The organism is Streptomyces sp. NPDC033177, assembly GCF_055577715.1.
Genome location: NZ_JBVIPS010000001.1, coordinates 1,052,773 through 1,070,029 on the forward strand (window position 1 = coordinate 1,052,773; position 17,257 = coordinate 1,070,029).

Below are 17,257 nucleotides of genomic sequence, written 5' to 3' on the forward strand. Positions count from 1 at the left end.
CCGCCGGGAGCCCGCACCGCACACTTCGAAGATGGGGCGAAGGACGCAGGCCGAGCGGGACGCGAACACTGTGGAGATCGGTTTCGCGCTCTTCGCCGCGACGTCCCTGGCGGGCGCCACGGTGCTGGCCGTGGCATCACCGGCGTTCTTCTTCGGCGTGACGTCCCCCAGCCAGGGCACGCTGGTCCTGGCCGGAAAGATCGTGGGGATCGTCGTCTTCGTCGCGGTCCTGGTGACGATCCTCTTACGCCACCGGCGCGCGCCGCGTCAGCCGAGCCAGCCGGGGCGTACCAGGCCCGACTCATAGGCCAGGACGACCAGTTGGGCCCGATCACGCGCGCCGAGCTTCACCATGGTGCGGCTGACGTGCGTCTTCGCGGTGAGCGGGCTGACCACGAGGCGGCGGGCGATCTCCTCGTTCGACAGGCCGATGCCGACCAGCGCCATCACCTCCCTTTCCCGCTCGGTGAGTTCATCCAGCGGCTCGGCGCCCGCGGGCTCCTTGGAACGGGCCGCGAACTCGGCGATGAGGCGGCGCGTGACACCTGGCGAGAGCAGCGCGTCGCCGTGGACCACCGCGCGGACGGCGCGCAGCAGTTCCTCGGGCTCGGTGTCCTTGACGAGGAAGCCCGAGGCCCCGGACCGGATCGCCTCGAAGACGTACTCGTCCAGCTCGAAGGTGGTCAGCATGACCACCTTGACGTCATTCAGGTCCGGCTCGTCGGTGATCTTCCGGGTCGCGGCGAGACCGTCGAGCAGCGGCATGCGGATGTCCATCAGGACGACGTCCGGGCGCAGTTCACGCACCTTGCTTACGGCTTCCTCGCCGTCCGCCGCCTCCCCCGCGACCTCGATGTCCCGCTGGGCGTCGAGCAGCGCCTTGAAACCGGCCCTGACCAGCGACTGGTCGTCGGCGAGCAGTACGCGGATCACTGGTCCTCCTGAGGTGCCGTGCGGGTGGGCAGTACGGCGGTGACCCGGAAGCCCCCGTCCGAGCGCGAGCCCGCGTCGATCGTGCCATTGAGGGCGGCTGCGCGCTCCCGCATTCCGGCGAGTCCGTTGCCGCTGCCGCCAGCGTCGGCGCCGGTGGCCGGGCCGTCGTCGTCGACCCGCAGGGTGAGCGCCGCGGCCTCGTACCGCACCAGCACGCGCGCGTGCCGTGAGCCGGAGTGGCGTACGACGTTCGTGAGGGCCTCCTGGACGATGCGGAAGGCGGCGAGATCGACGCCGGGCGCCAGCTTTCTGCGGGTCCCTTGCGTGTCGACGTCGACCGTGAGTCCCGTACTGGCGGCCTGTTCCACGAGCTCGGGCAGCCGGTCGAGCCCGGGGGCCGGGGCGCGGGGCGCGTCACCGGGTGTGCGGAGGGTGTCCAGTACCTGGCGGACCTCCCCCAGGGCTTCCTTGCTCGCGGCCTTGATGGTGGTCAGGGCGGTGCGGGCCTGCTCGGGATCGGAGTCGAGCAACGCGAGGCCGACGCCCGCCTGGACATTGATCACGGAGATGCTGTGCGCGAGGACGTCGTGCAGCTCGCGGGCCATCCGCAGGCGCTCCTCGTCGGCCCGCCGCTTGGCGGCCTGCGCGCGCTCCGCACGCTCCTTCATCCACTGCTCGCGTCGTACGCGGGCCAGTTCGGACACGGCGATGATGGCGACGACCCAGACGGCGACGACGGTTTCCTCGCCCCAGGTCCGTTCGTTGTCGCCGTCCGGCGGCAGCCACTCGTAGAGCCAGTGCGCGACCAGCAGATGCCCTGCCCACAGCATCCCGACGGCGCCCCACGCGGCACGCCGGTGTCCCGAGACGACCGCGGCGAAGCAGCCGACGGCGACGGTGATCAGGACGGGGCCGTACGCGTACCCGGCCCCTAGATAGAGCAGGGCGGTCCCGGCCGTGACGTACGCGACCGGGACCGGGTGGCGGTGCCGCAGCAGGAGCGAGGCCGTGCCCGCGAGCAGGATCAGCCGTGCGTAGACATCGAGAGGCTGCCGGTCGAGCTGGCCCTCCGCTGCGTACTTCGAGCCGATCTGCACGAACACGGTGATCGCCAGCGTCGTCAGCCACGGCAGCCTGCCGGCGTCCTCGGCGTCGTCCCGCCGGTTCCACCAGGGCGGCCCCTGCCGCCACATCGCCGGTCCGCCCCATGGCAGGGGCGGACCGCCGCGCCCGCGTTCGCGCTGCTCGTCCATGGCGGCAACGCTAGACCGAGAGACGGGCAGCGGGCGTCACCCCGACGTGGCGATCACGCGTACTCCCGTGGGAGTACCTCGGGGCCCTCGCTGCTCCCCGCGCCGCCTCGCGCGCCCCCGTCCTCGCCCCCGCCCACGCCTTCGCCCACGCCTTCGCGCAGACCGAAGCGCCGGTGCAGTCGGCGCAGCGGTCCCGGCGCCCACCAGTTGGCGCGGCCCGCGAGCCGCATGGCGACGGGCAGCAGGACCACGCGGATGAGGGTGGCGTCCACGAGGATCGTCAGGGCCGTGCCGACGCCGAGTTCCTTGAGGAAGACGACGCCTCCGGTCGCATAGGTGAGGAACGAGAGGGCGAGGATCCCGGCCGCCGCGGTGATCAGCGGGGCGCTCTGCCGGATCCCGGTCGCCACCGCCTGCTCCGTGTCGCCGACCCGCTCGTACTCCTCCTTGATCCGCGCCAGCATGAACACCTCGTAGTCCATCGACAGGCCGTAGGCGACGCAGAACATCAGCACCGGGATGCTCGGCTCGATCGACCCGGTGGGCGTGAAGCCGAGCAGCCCCGACAGGTGGCCCTCCTGGAAGACCCACACCAGGCACCCGAACATCACCGACAGGCTGAGCAGATTGAGCACGGTCGCCTTGGCAGGCAGGAGCAGGCTTCCGGTCATCAGGAAGAGGACGCCGAAGGTGGCGAGGAGGATCAGGGCGACGGCATACGGGAGGCGGTCCAGGAGGGTGGCCCGGAAGTCGGTGGTCTCGGCCGGATAGCCGCCCACCAGGACGGGCGCGGGGGCCGGGGTGTCGCGGACGGACTCGACGAAGGCGGGCACGTCGCCATACATCGCCGCCTGGGTCGGGACGACGGCGAATCGGGTGCCGTCTCGTCCTGGGGCGACCGTCGAAGGACCGGTGCGACGGCCGTCCTGGTAGCTGCCGGTGGGGGCGTCGACCTGGAACACTCCCTGGATGCGGGAGAGTTCGGCGGCGTACCGGCCCGTTTCCCGGGCGCTCGTCACCTCCCGGAGCAGGACCTGGACGGCGTCGGTCGGCTCGGCGGGGAACTCCTTGTGGACGGTCTCGGAGGTGGTGCGGGACGAGGTGCCCGCGGGCAGGGTCCGCTCGTCCGGCAATCCGAACCGCAGGCCGAGCAGCGGGGACGCGGCGAGCAGCAGGACCCCCAGCACGGCCGCGCCCGCGGCGATCGGGCGGCGCATGGCGGCGAGCGCGATCCGCTGCCACAGGCCGCCCGCCTCCACGCGCCGCGGACGCCCCGGGCGTTCGCGGCGTTCCCTGCGTTCCACCCGGTGACCCCAGCGGGCGAGCGCGGCGGGCAGCAGAAGCAGCGCCCCGGCCACCGCGGTCACGACGACGAGGACTCCTGCGTACGCGAAGGAGCTCAGGAAGAAGAACGGGAAGACCAGCAGCGCGCAGAGCGAGACCGCCACGGTGGCCCCGCTGAAGATCACGGTGCGTCCGGCGGTGGCGGTCGCGCGGACCACGGCTTCCCGCTGGACGTGCCCCGCCTGTCGTTCCTCGCGGTACCGGTTGATGACGAAGAGGCTGTAGTCGATGCCGAGCCCGAGACCGAGGACGAGCGCGAGGTTCGCCGCGAAGGTCGACACCTCGGTGACCTGTGCGATCGCCCGGAGCCCGGCGAGCGTGCCGACGACGGAGAGCAGCCCGACGCCGACGGTCAGGAGGGCGGCCACCGTGCGCCGGTAGACCAGGATCAGCAGGAGCACGACGGCGGGCAGAGCGAACATCTCGGCGCGCAGGAAGTCGGTACGGGCCTGCTCGCCGACCTGCCGGGAGATCTCCTCCTGGCCGCCGACCGACACCGTCAACTCGGGTGTGCTGCGGGCGAGTTCGGGCGACAGGGTGGCGAGGCGTTCGCGGGTGTCGGTGGCGTTGCCCTCCAGACGGATGAGGATCAGGGCGTGTTCGCCGTCGGAGGCGCGCAGGGCCCGGCTCTTGCCGGTCCAGTAGGCGTTGACGTCCGTGACGCCCGGGATGTCCCGCACTTCGGCGGCCAGTTGGCGGGCGGCGGCCGACGTGCGCGGTGAGTCGACGTCGCCGTCGCGGGCCCTCACGAGGAGCGCGAGGTTGGGGTTCCCCGTGCCGTACTCCTCGCGCAGGATGTCCGCCGCGCGCATGGACTGGGTGCCGGGCGCGTCCCAGCGCGCGAGGTCGAGGTCGGCCTGGGCGCCGGCTCCGTAGGCGCCGAGGCCGAGGAAGGCCAGTACGACGCCGATCAGTACGGCGCGGCTGTGCCGCACCACGAATCGGCCGAGCCGGGTCAGCATCGCTGTGTGCCTCTCTCCCGGGATCCCCGTGCGGGATCCGAGGCCGCCACGGTCGCGTCCGCTGCTGGAAGGCTCACTGGAAGGCCCGCTGGAAGATCCACTGGAAGGCGGGCGGACGGGTCCGGGTTACGCTCGGCTCATGGGTGGTGCGGGGTTGGTCACGGGGATGCGTTGCGAACTGCTGGGCCCGCTGCGGGTGTTGCGCGGCGGCGAGGAGATCCGGCTGGGGCCGCCGAAGGAGCGCGCCGTGCTCGCGGTACTGCTCCTCCAGGAGGGACGGCCCCTTTCGTACGAGGGTCTCGTCGACGCCGTGTGGGGCGACGAACCGCCCGTCCACGTGCGCAATCTCGTGCAGAAGTATGTCTCCGGGGTACGGCGGACCTTCATGGGCGGCGGCGCGGCGGGCCCGGCACTGGAGTGGACCGGCAGTGGCTACCGGCTCTCCGGCGCGGTGGCCGACGATCTGCGCGAGCGACGGCAGTTGATCGACGCGGCGCTCGCTGCGCGTGATGCCGGGCAGTTGCGGCGCGCGGGCGAACTCGTCGACCGGGCCGAGGCGTTGTGGCGCGGCGACTTCGTGGAGGGCCTCAACGCCCCGTACCTGGCGGCCGAACGGCTCCGGTGGCGCGAGAAGCGCCTCACCGTCGTGGAGGCCAGGATCGCCGGGGAGATCGAACTCGGCCGCTCCTTCGAGTACGTCCACGAGCTCATCCGGCTGGTGGCCGCCCACCCTCTGCGCGAGCGCCCGGTGGAACTCCTGATGAACGCCCTGTACCGCACCGGCCGCTCCTCGGACGCCCTGCTCGCCTTCGAGGCGGCACGGCGCCGGATCGCGGACGCCATGGGCGCGGACCCGGGCCCCGCGCTGCGGTCGCTGCACGAGCGGATGCTGCGCCAGGACCCGGAGCTGCTCGCCACGCGTCCTCAGGCTCCCGTGACGGCTGCCTGAGGACGGGCCTGCCTTTCCGGGCCTACTTCTGTTCCAGCAGCCCGACCCCGTGGGCGAGTTGCGTCGCCGCGTACGAGAAGAACTCCGTACGGTCCTCGATGACGCGGTTGAACTGCCCGAACACCTCGAAGCCGACGAGCCCGAAGAGCTGGGCCCACGCCGCGACCATCGCCGCGATCACCGCGGGCGGCAGGTCCGGCGCGAGGTCGGCGGCAATGCGCTCGGCCTCCGTGCGCAGCCCCTCCGGCAGCGGCTGTACGGCGACACCGCGCCCCCGGTGGGCGTCGCGCACTATCCCGATGAGCAGCAACCCGACGCGGGCGGCGGCTTCGATCGTGGTGGCGGGCGCGCTGTACCCGGGGACGGGCGAGCCGTAGATGAGGGCGTACTCGTGGGGGTGCGCGAGCGCCCAGGTCCGCACGGCGTCGCACACGACCGTCCAGCGCCGCACGGGCTCGGCCGACGCGACCTCGGCGTGCGCCGCCTCCGCGGCGGCGCCGAGTGAGTCGTACGCGTCGATGATGAGCGCGGTCAGGAGGTCGTCGCGGCTGGGGAAGTAGCGGTAGAGGGCGGAGGACACCATGCCGAGCTCGCGGGCGACGGCGCGCAGCGAGAGCTTGGACGCACCGTCGGCCGCCAGCTGTCTGCGTGCCTCGTCCTTGATGGCGGCGGTGACTTCGACTCGGGCGCGGGCCCTGGCCCCGCTGGTGGCGCTGCTCATAGAGGCAGTGTGCCACGAGTTCGGAGCAGTGCACCAAAACGTGAGCAGCGCACCGCGAAGTGAGCCCCGCACAAATTAGAGAGCACTGCTCTTGAAATGGAGCACCCATCTCGTGCACACTGCTCTTAAGCGAGAGCAGTGCTCTCGGAAACTCTCCGGACTCTGGCGGTCACCATGTCCCCCTCCGCTTCCTCCTCCGCTTCCTCCTCTTCGAACTCCCCCACCCCCTACTACCTCAAGGGCAGCCCGCTCGCCGTGCGGCTGAACAGCGTGATCGGCTGGCTGGCGCGGCACGGGATCAGCCTGATGGGATCGGCCGAGCTCTCCGTGCGCGGACGCAAGAGCGGCCAGATGCAGCGCGTCCCGGTCAACCCGTTCACGCACGAAGGCGCCCAGTACCTGGTCTCGGCGCGCGGCCACTCGCAGTGGGTGCGCAACATGCGCGCGGCGGGCGGTGGCGAGCTGCGCGTGGGACGCAAGGTGCGCGCGTTCACGGTCGAGGAGGTGCCGGACGCGCAGAAGCTGCCGCTGCTGCGCGGCTATCTGGAGAAGTGGGGCTGGGAGGTCAACCAGTACTTCAAGGGCGTCACCGCGAAGTCCACGGACGCGGAGATCGAGGCGGCCGCGGGCGACCACCCCGTCTTCCGCGTCACCATCACGAAGTGAGGCGGTGCGCCCGCGGACGCACCCCGACTACCGGTCGAAGGCGCTCAGGGCCCGTCCCGCCAGCGGATGGTTGCGCACCAGCTCGCCGAGCGTCGTCGAGCCGCGCGTGATCCTCGCGAACGCGTTCCACGCGGGCCGGAATCCGGTGATCGCCGCGTGCAGCGCGCCCGGACGGCGTTCGAAGACGGCGAGCATGCGCTTGCCCACGCTCATCTCGACACCGAGGCCGGCTTTGATGGCGAAGGCGTAGTTGAGGGCCTGGCGGCGGGCGTCGACCGCGTCGTGCGCCTCACCGATCCGCACCGCCCACTCCCCCGCGAGCCGCCCCGACCGCAGCGCGAAGGAGATGCCCTCGCGGGTCCACGGTTCGAGCAGCCCCGCCGCGTCACCGCACACCAGGACCCGGCCGCGCGAGAGCGGCGAGTCGTCGCTGCGGCAGCGCGTCAGATGCCCGGAGGAGATGCTCGGCTCGAAGCCCGCGAGCCCGAGGCGGGCGATGAAGTCCTCCAGATACCGCTTGGTGGCCGAGCCTTCGCCGCGTGCGGAGATGACACCGACCGTGAGGGTGTCGCCCTTGGGGAACACCCAGCCATAACTGCCCGGCAAGGGACCCCAGTCGATGAGCACGCGACCCGCCCAGTCCTCGGCGACGCTCTGCGGCACCGGGATCTCGGCCTCGAGGCCCAGGTCCACCTGGTCCAGCTTCACGCCGACATGTGCTCCTATGCGGCTCGCACTGCCGTCGGCCCCGACGACCGCGCGCGCCAGCACGGTCTCACCGCCCTGCAGGACCACCGCGACCGTCCGCCGGTCGGGCACCACGGAGCCGTGCTGCTCCACGCGCGCGACGGTGACGCCGGTGCGCAGCTCGGCGCCCGCCTTCTGCGCGTGCTCGACCAGTTGCTGGTCGAACTCGGGGCGGTTGATCAGCCCGAAGAGCATCTGCTTCGAGCGGCGCGTACGTGCGAACTTGCCGTCCAGGGAGAACGTCACCGCGTGCACCCGGTCCCTGAAGGGCAGCTCGAACCCCGGCGGGAGCGAGTCACGCGAGGGGCCGATGATGCCGCCGCCACACGTCTTGTACCGGGGCAGTTCGGCTTTCTCCAGGACGAGGACGCTGCGTCCCGCGACGGCTGCCGCGTAGGCCGCCGACGCCCCCGCCGGCCCTGCTCCCACCACGACGACGTCCCATACGTACTGCGCGTCGTCCGCTGAGTTCTCGCTGCTCACGTTGGTCTACCGCTCCCGATCCAGCTGTTGGCCGCGCTTTCCAAGGCATCCTACGGCGGGCACCCCGGGCACCCTGCTGTGGGAGGATCACCACACCCACGTACGTACAACGTCGCACCCGCGAGGAGCGTGCCCATGTCGCCGGATCCGATCACCGAGACCATCGCCTCACTCATGCCGAGGGCGAAGGCGGAGCTCACCGAACTGGTGGCCTTCAAGTCGGTGGCGGACTTCGAGCAGTTCCCCAGGAGCGAGAGCGAGGCCGCCGCGAACTGGGTGGCGGACGCGCTGCGCGCCGAGGGGTTCGAGGACGTGGCCCTGCTCGACACCCCGGACGGCACCCAGTCGGTGTACGGCCTGCTGCCGGGGCCCGAGGGCGCTCCCACCGTGCTGCTCTACGCGCACTACGACGTGCAGCCGCCGCTCGACGAGGCGGCGTGGACCAGCCCGCCGTTCGAGCTGACCGAGCGCGACGGCCGCTGGTACGGACGCGGCAGCGCCGACTGCAAGGGCGGCGTCCTGATGCACCTGCTCGCGCTGCGCGCCCTGAAGGCGAACGGCGGCGTCCCGGTGACCGTCAAGGTCATCGCCGAGGGTTCCGAGGAGCAGGGCACCGGCGGCCTTGAGCGCTACGCCGAGCAGCACCCCGATCTCCTCGCGGCCGACACCATCGTCATCGGCGACGCGGGCAACTTCCGCGTCGGCCTGCCGACGGTGACCGCCACGCTCCGCGGCATGACCCTGGTGCGCGTCCGTATCGACACCCTCGCGGGCAACCTGCACTCGGGGCAGTTCGGCGGCGCGGCCCCCGACGCGCTCGCGGCGCTGGTGCGGGTGCTCGACTCGCTGCGCGCGGAGGACGGCTCGACGACGGTCGACGGGCTCACCGGCGACGAGGTGTGGGACGGGCTTCAGTACGAAGAGGACGATTTCCGCAAGGACGCCAAGGTCCTCGACGGCGTACGTCTGGTCGGCAAGGGCACGGTCGCCGACCGCATCTGGGCGCGCCCCGCGGTCACGGTGATCGGCATCGACTGCCCGCCGGTGGTCGGCGCGACCCCGTCCGTGCAGGCCGCCGCACGGGCCCTGATCAGCCTGCGGGTGCCCCCGGGCGTGGAGGCGGCGGAGGCCACCAAGCTGCTTCAGACGCACCTGGAGACGCACACTCCATGGGGTGCGCAGGTGACCACCGAGCAGATCGGGCAGGGCCAGCCGTTCCGCGCGGACACCACGAGCCCGGCGTACGCGGCGATGGCGGCGGCGATGGGCGAGGCGTACCCGGGCGAGGAGATGCAGTACGCGGGTCAGGGCGGCTCGATCCCACTGTGCAACACCCTCGCCGCGCTGTACCCCCGTGCGGAGATCCTGCTGATCGGCCTGAGCGAGCCCGAGGCGCAGATCCACGCGGTCAACGAGAGCGTGTCGCCCGGGGAGTTGGAGCGGCTCTCGGTCGCGGAGGCACTGTTCCTCCAGAAGTACGCGGCAGCGGCCGGCTGAACCACCGGGCAAGTCGGCGCAGCTGAGCGGGGCCGCCGTGGAGAGGTACGCCGAGGGCTGATGCCCATGGGTCATTCGGGGCCGACCGGGACCCCCGCCTCCAGGTACAGGGGGACCCCGCGCTCCCGCGCGCGCAGGGCCCAGCGCAGCCGTTCGTAGCGCACGGAGGGCAAGAGGCGGGCCGCCTCCTCCTCGGTGACGAAGCGGCAGTCGCGCAGTTCGGGTCCCGGCAGCAGCATCTGGCGCGCCTCGGCGCCGTCGAGGCGCCCGCCGTCGAAGAGGAACCGCATGCCTCCGTAGCCGGGCGGCCTCGGCGGCTCCCAGTCGGCGACGAGGAGCCGGGGTGCGTCGGCGAGTTGGATGCCGGTCTCCTCGGCCACCTCGCGCATGCCCGCGCGCGCGGGCGCCTCTCCCGGTTCGACGACACCGCCGGGGAACTCCCAGCCGGCCTTGTACGTCGGGTCGACGAGCAGCACCCGGTCCCGCTCGTCGAAGAGCAGCACGCCGGCCGCGAGCGTTTCCGCGGTGGGCTCCGGGGTCTGCACGATGTCGCAGACGGCCGCCGCCCCGGTGCGTACGGCGTCGGCGATGCGCGCGGCGGTCTCGCAGGGGCTGAGCGCGCCGGTGTCGATGCGGTGGGCGTCGGCGCCGAGCCAGCCCGCGAGCGCGGCGCGGTACGGCTCGATGTGGGCGAACGACCACTGCCGTACGCGCGTATCACCCTCCGGCAGGTCCGGCACGGGGCGTCCTGATATTCGCTCGCGCAGGATCGTTTCATCCGGGGTCAGGACGACATGGCGTACGGCGATCCTGCGGGAGGCGAGGCCGCCGAAGATCTCGTCGCGGTAGTCCTGCCGGAGCAGGGTCATCGGCACCACGAGGACGCCGCCGACCTCGGCGAGCAGGGCTGCCGCCGTGTCCACGACGAGCCGCCGCCAGAGCGGCAGGTCCTGGTAATCGCTCACCTCGGCGAGGCGCTTGGCGGGCAGCAGTTCGTGCAGTTCGCCGCCGATCACCTCCGGGTCGAAGAGTGTGCTGTTCGGGATCAGCTCGATCAGTTCCCGTGCGGCGCTGGTCTTGCCCGCACCGAACGCGCCGTTGACCCAGACGATCACGGTTCCCCCTCTTCTGTTGGCCCCCTGTGGCTTGCCCGCAACACCCTGCCACGGAAACCAGGTCCTGATGAGGCCGCCATTCCCTGGACCGAAAAGAGCCCTAAACTGTCAAGCGATACGCATGTACTTCACCCCATCAGGTGGCAGTCACCCTGCATGAATCGTTCCCTCACCGCGGGGCAGGCCCTTCCCCGCTAGCGTGATCCGCCAGGCGCCCCAGCCCCTGGTGACCTCCTGAATCCGGCTCTTCCGATGCGCCAAGCGCCCCGCTGACGCGAGGATCCGGTCGATGCTCGACACTGGGGGACTCGTGCAACTCGATGCACTGAACGAATTCGCCTACGAGGACTCCGATCACCAGCCCCGCGTGTACGGCCACAACGGCGCGGTCGTCGTCGAACTGCACGGCGAGGTGGACCTGTTGGCCTACCAGCGGATTGTCCCGCTCCTCGACCCCATCACCGGCGGCACAGCGACCACAGTGGTCATCGACCTCACCCACACCACGTTCTTCGACTGCTCCGGCCTCGGCCTGCTGGTGCGAGCGCGCCGCCGCACGAGGGCGAGAGACGCCCGCCTCGCCGTGGTCTGCACCGACCCCCTGACGCTGCGCGTCCTGCGTCTCACGGGCCTCACTTCCCTGCTCTTGCCGGTGCCCACGCTGGAAGAGGCACTGCGGCAGAAGTGAGCCCGCACCAGAGGCCGCGGGCTCTCCGCGGCCTCTGGGGGAGCTCAGGGGTGCTGCGGGGTCCGGGCAGCACCAAGAGCCTGCCTCGCGGACGACGTCGCCGGGAGTGGGCGTGCAAGGTGCATATATGCATTCCGTTCACACCCCGTGTGAACGGGGCACTCACCGTGGCTTCGCCGCGGGCCGGGACGCGCGGGCACGGTTGGGCCACCTGGTCCGCGTGTAGGCGTGGAAGTGGTCGCCGGCATGGTCCTGCCCGAGGGTGCAGTGCAGGACGTCACCGGGCCTCTCGTCCCAGCACAAGCCGGGGATGTCGCGGGTGTGCTTCGGGGCTTTCATGCGGAGCGCTCCGTCTGCTGAGTGTCGTCGGTGGCCACGCCCCGACACTCTCAATCCCGCAGGCCGGCACGGGACATGACGGCCCATGACACGAACCGGGTCATGCGGACGGCTCACCCCTTGCCGGACCCCGGCGTCAGCCCCTCGCTGAAGTGCCGCCGCAGGGTCGGTGAAGTACTCGCCCGCGCGTCCTCCGTCAGCCCGGAATCCACGGATGCCGGCCCGGCCAGGTACGCTCAGCTCCCCACTGCGGGCCGCAGATCCGCGGCCCTTTCCTCCTGGCTGAGCGCGGCGGCCGCGGCCCCCACAAGACCGGCGTCCGTGCCCATCAAGGCCGGGGCCACGGTCAGTTGGCGTACGAACGAGAGAGTGGCGTAGTCCTTCAGGGAGCGCCGCAGCGGGTCGAAGAGCACGTCTCCCGCCTTGCCCACCCCGCCCCCGATGACCGCGACGTCGATCTCGACGAGCGTCGCCGTCGCAGCGATGCCCGCGGCGAGCGCCTGCGCCGCCCGCTCGAAGGAGGCGACGGCGACCGGGTCCCCGGTGCGCGCGGCGAGGGCCACCGCGGCGGCGGACGTGTCGCCGTCGGGTCCCGGCCGCCAGCCGCCCTCCAGCGCGCGCCGGGCGATGTTGGGCCCACTGGCTATACGCTCCACGCAGCCGCGCGCCCCGCACGGGCAGGGGTCACCGTCCAGGTCGACGCTGATGTGACCGATGTGCCCCGCGTTCCCGGTGGGGCCGGGGTGCAGCTTGCCCCCGAGGATCAGTCCGCCCCCGACGCCCGTGGACACCACCAGGCACAGGGCATTGTCATGCCCGCGGGCCGCGCCCTGCCAGTGCTCGGCCGCCGTCATCGCGACACCGTCCCCCACCAGCTCGACCGGAAGGCCGCCCGTGGCCGCGCGCACCCGCTCGACCAGCGGATAACCGCGCCAACCGGGAACGTTCACGGGACTGACCGTCCCCGCCGACGCGTCCACGGGGCCCGCGCTGCCGATGCCCACCGCGCGCGCCCTGCCCCACATCGGGGAACGCCTGAGCTCGCCGATGACCTCTTCGACCGCCCGCATCACGGTGTCGCCGTCCTCGCGCGCGGGCGTGGGCCGCTGGGCGCGCAGCAGGATCCGGCCGCGCCCGTCCACCAGGGCGCCGGCGATCTTGGTGCCGCCGATGTCGAGTGCGGCGACGAGGTCCGTGTGCATCAGTGTCAGATCTCCTGGTGAAAGGGCAGGCCGCTCTCCTGGTGAAAGGGCAGGCCGGAGAATGTGATGGACAGTCTCTCTTGCATCTGACAACGTTGTCCAGGTTCTATGCTCGACGCCACATCACTTAAGCACCACTTTCAGCTCACCTTCGTCGACGACAGGACAGCGCACCGTGGCCGAGACCGCCAGCCGACCCGAGCGACCCGAACCCCGCTACGGCAACCGTCCGACCATGAAGGACGTCGCCGCCCGCGCCGGAGTCGGCCTCAAGACGGTCTCCCGTGTCGTGAACGGCGAGCCGGGCGTCACCCCGGACACCGAACGCCGCGTGCAGGAGGCCATCGACGCCCTCGGCTTCCGGCGCAACGACAGCGCGCGCGTCCTGCGCAAGGGACGCACGGCCAGCATCGGCCTCGTCCTCGAAGACCTCGCCGACCCCTTCTACGGCCCGCTCAGCCGCGCCGTGGAGGAAGTGGCGCGCGCCCACGGCGCGCTCCTCATCAACGGTTCGAGCGCCGAAGACCCGGACCGCGAGCAGGAGTTGGTGCTCGCACTGTGCGCGCGCCGGGTCGACGGTCTCGTCGTCATTCCGGCCGGTGACGACCACCGCTATCTGGAGCCGGAGATCGCCGCCGGTGTCGCGACCGTCTTCGTCGACCGGCCCGCCGGGAAGATCGACGCCGATGTCGTGCTCTCCGACAGCTTCGGCGGCGCGCGCGACGGCGTCGCCCACCTCATCGCCCACGGCCACCGCCGCATCGGCTTCATCGGCGACCAGCCGCGCATCCACACCGCCATAGAGCGCCTGCGCGGGTACCGCGCCGCCATGGAGGACGCGGACATCGACGTCGAGGACGCGTGGATGTCGCTCGGCCCCACCGCCCCGGACCGTGTCGAGCAGGCCACCAGGACGATGCTGGGCGGCTCCGACCCCGTCACGGCGATCTTCGCGGGCAACAACCGTGTGACGGTGACCGTCGTCCGCGTCCTCGCCGGGCTCACCCGCCCCGTGGCCCTCGTGGGCTTCGACGACATCGAGCTCGCGGACCTGCTGCAGCCGGGTGTGACCGTCGTCGCGCAGGACGCCGCGCAGCTGGGCAGGACCGCCGCCGAGCGCCTGTTCCGTCAGCTGGACGGCGCGTCCGACGCCCCGGAGCGCATCGAACTCCCGACGCGGCTCATCAAGCGCGGGTCGGGCGAACTGCCGCCCGCGGGCTGACGGCCGGCGGGCAGGGTGCGGGCGCGGTCAGCAGACGGGAAGGCCGGGCAGCGGCTTGTCGTTGTCGCCGCCCTTGATGTAGACGTCGCTGATGAAGACGTCCCGGTTGCCGCTGTCGTCGTCCGTCCTGGCCCACCAGACGTTCGTCCACTCGCCGTGCGTCTCGCGTCGGCCCAGGTTCTGTTGGCAGTAGAAGTAGTTCGTGCCCGCGTTCAGTACGCCCGCCTCGGCGCCGGACGCGGTGTACGACGTCGCCGTACGCCAGACCGAGCAGTCGTACTTGCCACCGCCCGCGGCGTGGCAGGCGGCTTCGGGGGCCGGATCGTCCCCGCCACCCGTGGTGCCGCCGTCCCCGGTGGGCTGGGAAGTGGGCTTGGTGGAGGGCTTGGGGCGGGTCGCCGGTCTGTCCGTGGACTTGGGGTCGTCGTCCTTGCCGGAGGAGGACTCCTTCGTGTCAGGCTTACGGGACTTCTCCTCGCCCTGCTTCGAGGGCTTGGGGCCGTCCGTGCCCTCCAGAGCGCCGCGGCTGTTGTCGGCTTCCGGCTCGGCGGCTCCCCCGGAGACGGCGGCTCGCCCGGCCCGACTTCCGCCGTCCTCTTGGCCGTTGAGCAGAGCGACGGTGACGCCGGCCGCCGCGAGGACGACGACCACGGCCACCGCGGCGAGCAGCGCCCGGCCGCGGCGCGGACGACGCCCGGGGGATGTGGCGGCGGGCGGCGGCACGGGCCCGGAGGGCACCGCCCCGCCGGTGAGCGGCGGCCCGAAGCCCGGCGGTGGCCCACTCGGGATGCTCCGCTCCGTGGCCTCCCTCGGCGGCCGGGGCGCGGGCTCGCGCAGGGCGGCCGTGACCACGCCTTCGGCCGCGTCGGCGAGTATCCGCGCGGCCTGCTCCGCATCGGGGCGCGCTTGCGGGTCCTTGTGCATCAGCTGCCGCAGCACAGGTATGAGGGGTCCCGCGCTCTGCGGCTCGGGAAGCGGGTCGGTGACGATCGCGGTGAGCGTGGACCAGGTCGACGTACGACGGAACGGGGACGCGCCTTCGACCGCCGCGTACAGGGTGGCACCCAGGGCCCATACGTCGGATGCGGGGCCCGGGTCCTGCCCCTGGGCGCGCTCGGGCGCCAAGTAGTCCAGGGAGCCGACGAGTTCGCCGCTGCGGGTGAGGTGGGTGGCGGAGCCGTCGCCCGGGTCGTCCATCGTGGCGATGCCGAAGTCGGTCAGGACGACGCGGCCACCGGTCTCCAGGAGGATGTTGCCGGGTTTGACGTCGCGGTGCAGGACTCCGGCGCGGTGGGCGGCGGCGAGCGCTTCCATGACCTTGGCGCCGATGGCCGCCGCTTCGCGGGGGTCGAGGGTGCCGCGCTCCCGCAGTACGTCGTCCAGGGAGGGGCCGTCGACCAGCTCCATGACGATGAGGGGCCGCCCGTCGACCTCCGCCACGTCGTGCACGGCGACCACTCCGGGGTGGCGCACCCGGGCGGCCGCGCGGGCCTCCCGCTGCATCCGTACGCGCAGGTCGGCCAGTTCGGGCCCGGCCGCGTCCGTGTACGTGCGCAGTTCCTTGACGGCGACCTCGCGGCCGAGCACCTCGTCGACGGCGCGCCAGACGACGCCCATGCCGCCACGGCCGAGCTGAGCCACCGCGCGGTAGCGCCCGGCAAGGAGTCTGCCTGCCCCACCCGTCTGTTCCTGATCCCCCGAAGTCACCGCTGCCCCGTTCCTGTGACACCACTGTGCGTGGATCACAGACTACGGGGCAGGGGTGACAGCGCGTGCCGGAAGTTACTTGCCGTGGGGCGTGAGGTCCCCGCGGCGCGGACCCGAGAAGTGCTGCAGGCGGGCCAGCGTCAGGCCGGTGAGCCGGGTGACCTCGCCGACGTCGAGGGCGCCGCAGTCCAGGCCGCGCAGCAGGTATCCGGCGAGCGCCTTGGCCGACGCCGGCTCGTCCGCGACGTCGCCGCCCTCGCGGTGTGCGGCGTACGCGGACAGGCGCGCGGCGGCCTGCTCGAAGCCCTCGCGGTAGAAGGCGAACACGGCGGCGTAGCGCGTGGGGATGTGGCCGGGGTGCATGTCCCAGCCCTGGTAGTAGGCGCGGGCCAGGGCGCGGCGCGTGAGGCCGTAGTGCAGTCGCCAGGCGTCGTGGACCTTCTCGGTGGTGCCGATGGGCAGGACGTTGGTGGAACCGTCCGAGACGCGGACGCCGGTGCCCGCGGCGGCGACCTGCATGATCGCTTTGGCGTGGTCGGCGGCCGGGTGGTCGCTGGTCTGGTAGGCGGCGCTGACACCGAGGCAGGCGCTGTAGTCGAAGGTGCCGTAGTGCAGGCCGGTGGCGCGGCCCTCGGCGGCGCCGATCATGCGGGCCACGGTGGCGGTGCCGTCGGTGGCGAGGATGGACTGGCTGGTCTCGATCTGGATCTCGAAGCCGATCCGGCCCGGCTCCAGGCCGCGCACCTTCTCGAACTCCTCCAGGAGGCGCACCATCGCGGTGACCTGCTCGGGGTACGTGACCTTGGGCAGGGTCAGGACGAGGCCGTCGGGAAGGCCGCCCGCCTCCATGAGGCCCGACAGGAAGATGTCGAGGGTGCGGATGGCGCGGTCGCGCACGTTCTCCTCGAAGCACTTCATGCGGATGCCCATGTACGGGGCCGCGGTGCCGTTCTTGTACGCCTCGGAGATCAGGCGGGCCGCGCGGGCGGCGTCCTGGTCCTCGTCCGCGCCCTTGTAACCGTCCTCGAAGTCGATGCGCAGGTCTTCGACCGGCTCGCGCTCCAGCTTGGCGCGCACGCGGTCGTAGACCGGCGCGGCGAGGTCGTCCGCGAGACCGAGGACGGACGCGAAGGACGCGGCGTCCGGAGCGTGCTCGTCGAGGGCCTTCAGGGCCTGGTCACCCCACGTACGGATGGTGTCTGCGCCGAAGAGTTCACCGGGGACGTACACGGTGTGGACCGGCTGGCGGGTGCCCGGGTCTCCGGGGTAGCGGCGCTCGAGCTCCGCGTCCACCGGGGCGAGGGAAGCGCTGATGCCCTCGCTGACCGCGCCCGCGAGACTCGTCGCCACCTTCTCTTGCTGACCCATTCCTGCACCCTCCGCACGATCGGGACCACACACTCGGCCCACTCGATGTTTCCGCTTCACG

Annotated in this window: 16 protein-coding genes; 6 read left to right on the top strand and 10 right to left on the bottom strand. The window is 72.0% G+C overall.

The features are described 5' to 3' along the window. The first annotated feature begins 31 nt into the window (after positions 1-31). The gene (locus ACZ5U5_RS04705; protein ID WP_469016191.1) at positions 32-307 is read left to right on the top strand and encodes a DUF6332 family protein; all 276 of its coding nucleotides are present in this window, start codon (positions 32-34) and stop codon (positions 305-307) included. Here ACZ5U5_RS04705 and ACZ5U5_RS04710 read toward each other — a convergent pair. The 3 genes from ACZ5U5_RS04710 to ACZ5U5_RS04720 are packed head-to-tail and all read right to left on the bottom strand — an operon-like array spanning position 268 to position 4,492. Further along, positions 268-933, bottom strand: a complete 666-nt coding sequence (locus ACZ5U5_RS04710) for a response regulator (RefSeq protein ID WP_469016194.1) — start codon at positions 931-933, stop codon at positions 268-270. The two genes, ACZ5U5_RS04705 and ACZ5U5_RS04710, sit on opposite strands and share 40 nt — an antisense overlap. Then, a complete protein-coding gene (locus ACZ5U5_RS04715; RefSeq protein WP_469016196.1) occupies positions 930-2,186 on the bottom strand; it encodes a sensor histidine kinase in 1,257 nt (418 codons plus the stop codon). The genes ACZ5U5_RS04710 and ACZ5U5_RS04715 overlap by 4 nt, the downstream gene beginning before the upstream one ends. Before the next feature lie 53 nt (positions 2,187-2,239). Beyond that, the gene (locus ACZ5U5_RS04720; RefSeq protein ID WP_469016199.1) at positions 2,240-4,492 is read right to left on the bottom strand and encodes an MMPL family transporter; all 2,253 of its coding nucleotides are present in this window, start codon (positions 4,490-4,492) and stop codon (positions 2,240-2,242) included. A gap of 139 nt (positions 4,493-4,631) precedes the next feature. On the opposite strand from ACZ5U5_RS04720, the gene ACZ5U5_RS04725 reads away from it, so the two are divergent. After that, positions 4,632-5,441: an AfsR/SARP family transcriptional regulator gene (locus ACZ5U5_RS04725; protein WP_469016202.1), complete on the top strand. Its 810-nt coding sequence runs from the start codon at positions 4,632-4,634 to the stop codon at positions 5,439-5,441. 22 nt (positions 5,442-5,463) lie between these two features. Here ACZ5U5_RS04725 and ACZ5U5_RS04730 read toward each other — a convergent pair whose 3' ends face one another. Continuing rightward, the gene (locus ACZ5U5_RS04730; RefSeq protein WP_469016205.1) at positions 5,464-6,162 is read right to left on the bottom strand and encodes a TetR/AcrR family transcriptional regulator; all 699 of its coding nucleotides are present in this window, start codon (positions 6,160-6,162) and stop codon (positions 5,464-5,466) included. A gap of 174 nt (positions 6,163-6,336) precedes the next feature. Here ACZ5U5_RS04730 and ACZ5U5_RS04735 point away from each other — a divergent pair, with 174 nt between their 5' ends. Further along, a complete protein-coding gene (locus ACZ5U5_RS04735) occupies positions 6,337-6,828 on the top strand; it encodes a nitroreductase family deazaflavin-dependent oxidoreductase (protein WP_469016208.1) in 492 nt (163 codons plus the stop codon). A gap of 27 nt (positions 6,829-6,855) precedes the next feature. Here ACZ5U5_RS04735 and ACZ5U5_RS04740 read toward each other — a convergent pair whose 3' ends face one another. Continuing rightward, positions 6,856-8,058 (bottom strand): geranylgeranyl reductase family protein, encoded by a 1,203-nt coding sequence (locus ACZ5U5_RS04740; RefSeq protein ID WP_469016211.1) that lies wholly within the window; start codon positions 8,056-8,058, stop codon positions 6,856-6,858. Positions 8,059-8,193: 135 nt separating this feature from the next. On the opposite strand from ACZ5U5_RS04740, the gene ACZ5U5_RS04745 reads away from it, so the two are divergent. Beyond that, a complete protein-coding gene (locus ACZ5U5_RS04745; RefSeq protein ID WP_469016214.1) occupies positions 8,194-9,555 on the top strand; it encodes a M20/M25/M40 family metallo-hydrolase in 1,362 nt (453 codons plus the stop codon). A 71-nt stretch (positions 9,556-9,626) separates the two neighbouring features. Here the strand turns inward: ACZ5U5_RS04745 and ACZ5U5_RS04750 are convergent, their stop codons facing one another. Continuing rightward, on the bottom strand, positions 9,627-10,670 hold the full coding sequence (locus ACZ5U5_RS04750) for an NUDIX hydrolase (RefSeq protein ID WP_469016216.1): 1,044 nt from the start codon (positions 10,668-10,670) through the stop codon (positions 9,627-9,629). 289 nt (positions 10,671-10,959) lie between these two features. On the opposite strand from ACZ5U5_RS04750, the gene ACZ5U5_RS04755 reads away from it, so the two are divergent. Then, entirely contained in the window at positions 10,960-11,358 is a 399-nt protein-coding gene (locus tag ACZ5U5_RS04755; RefSeq protein ID WP_469016219.1) for an STAS domain-containing protein, read from the top strand. A gap of 162 nt (positions 11,359-11,520) precedes the next feature. On the opposite strand, the gene ACZ5U5_RS04760 is transcribed toward ACZ5U5_RS04755, so the two are convergent. Continuing rightward, entirely contained in the window at positions 11,521-11,697 is a 177-nt protein-coding gene (locus tag ACZ5U5_RS04760) for a hypothetical protein (RefSeq protein WP_469016222.1), read from the bottom strand. Between the two features lie 236 nt (positions 11,698-11,933). Beyond that, positions 11,934-12,899 carry an ROK family protein gene (locus ACZ5U5_RS04765; RefSeq protein WP_469016224.1) on the bottom strand — a complete coding sequence of 322 codons (966 nt, stop codon included), beginning with the start codon at positions 12,897-12,899 and terminating at the stop codon, positions 11,934-11,936. Positions 12,900-13,074: 175 nt separating this feature from the next. Between ACZ5U5_RS04765 and ACZ5U5_RS04770 the strand changes: the two genes are divergently transcribed. Further along, the gene (locus ACZ5U5_RS04770) at positions 13,075-14,121 is read left to right on the top strand and encodes a LacI family DNA-binding transcriptional regulator (protein ID WP_469016227.1); all 1,047 of its coding nucleotides are present in this window, start codon (positions 13,075-13,077) and stop codon (positions 14,119-14,121) included. Between the two features lie 27 nt (positions 14,122-14,148). On the opposite strand, the gene ACZ5U5_RS04775 is transcribed toward ACZ5U5_RS04770, so the two are convergent. Beyond that, positions 14,149-15,828, bottom strand: coding sequence for a serine/threonine-protein kinase (locus ACZ5U5_RS04775; protein WP_469016229.1), 1,680 nt, complete (start codon positions 15,826-15,828; stop codon positions 14,149-14,151). 75 nt (positions 15,829-15,903) lie between these two features. Then, complete coding sequence (locus ACZ5U5_RS04780; protein WP_469016231.1) at positions 15,904-17,196, bottom strand: DUF6986 family protein; 1,293 nt, start codon at positions 17,194-17,196, stop codon at positions 15,904-15,906. Positions 17,197-17,257: the final 61 nt, after the last annotated feature.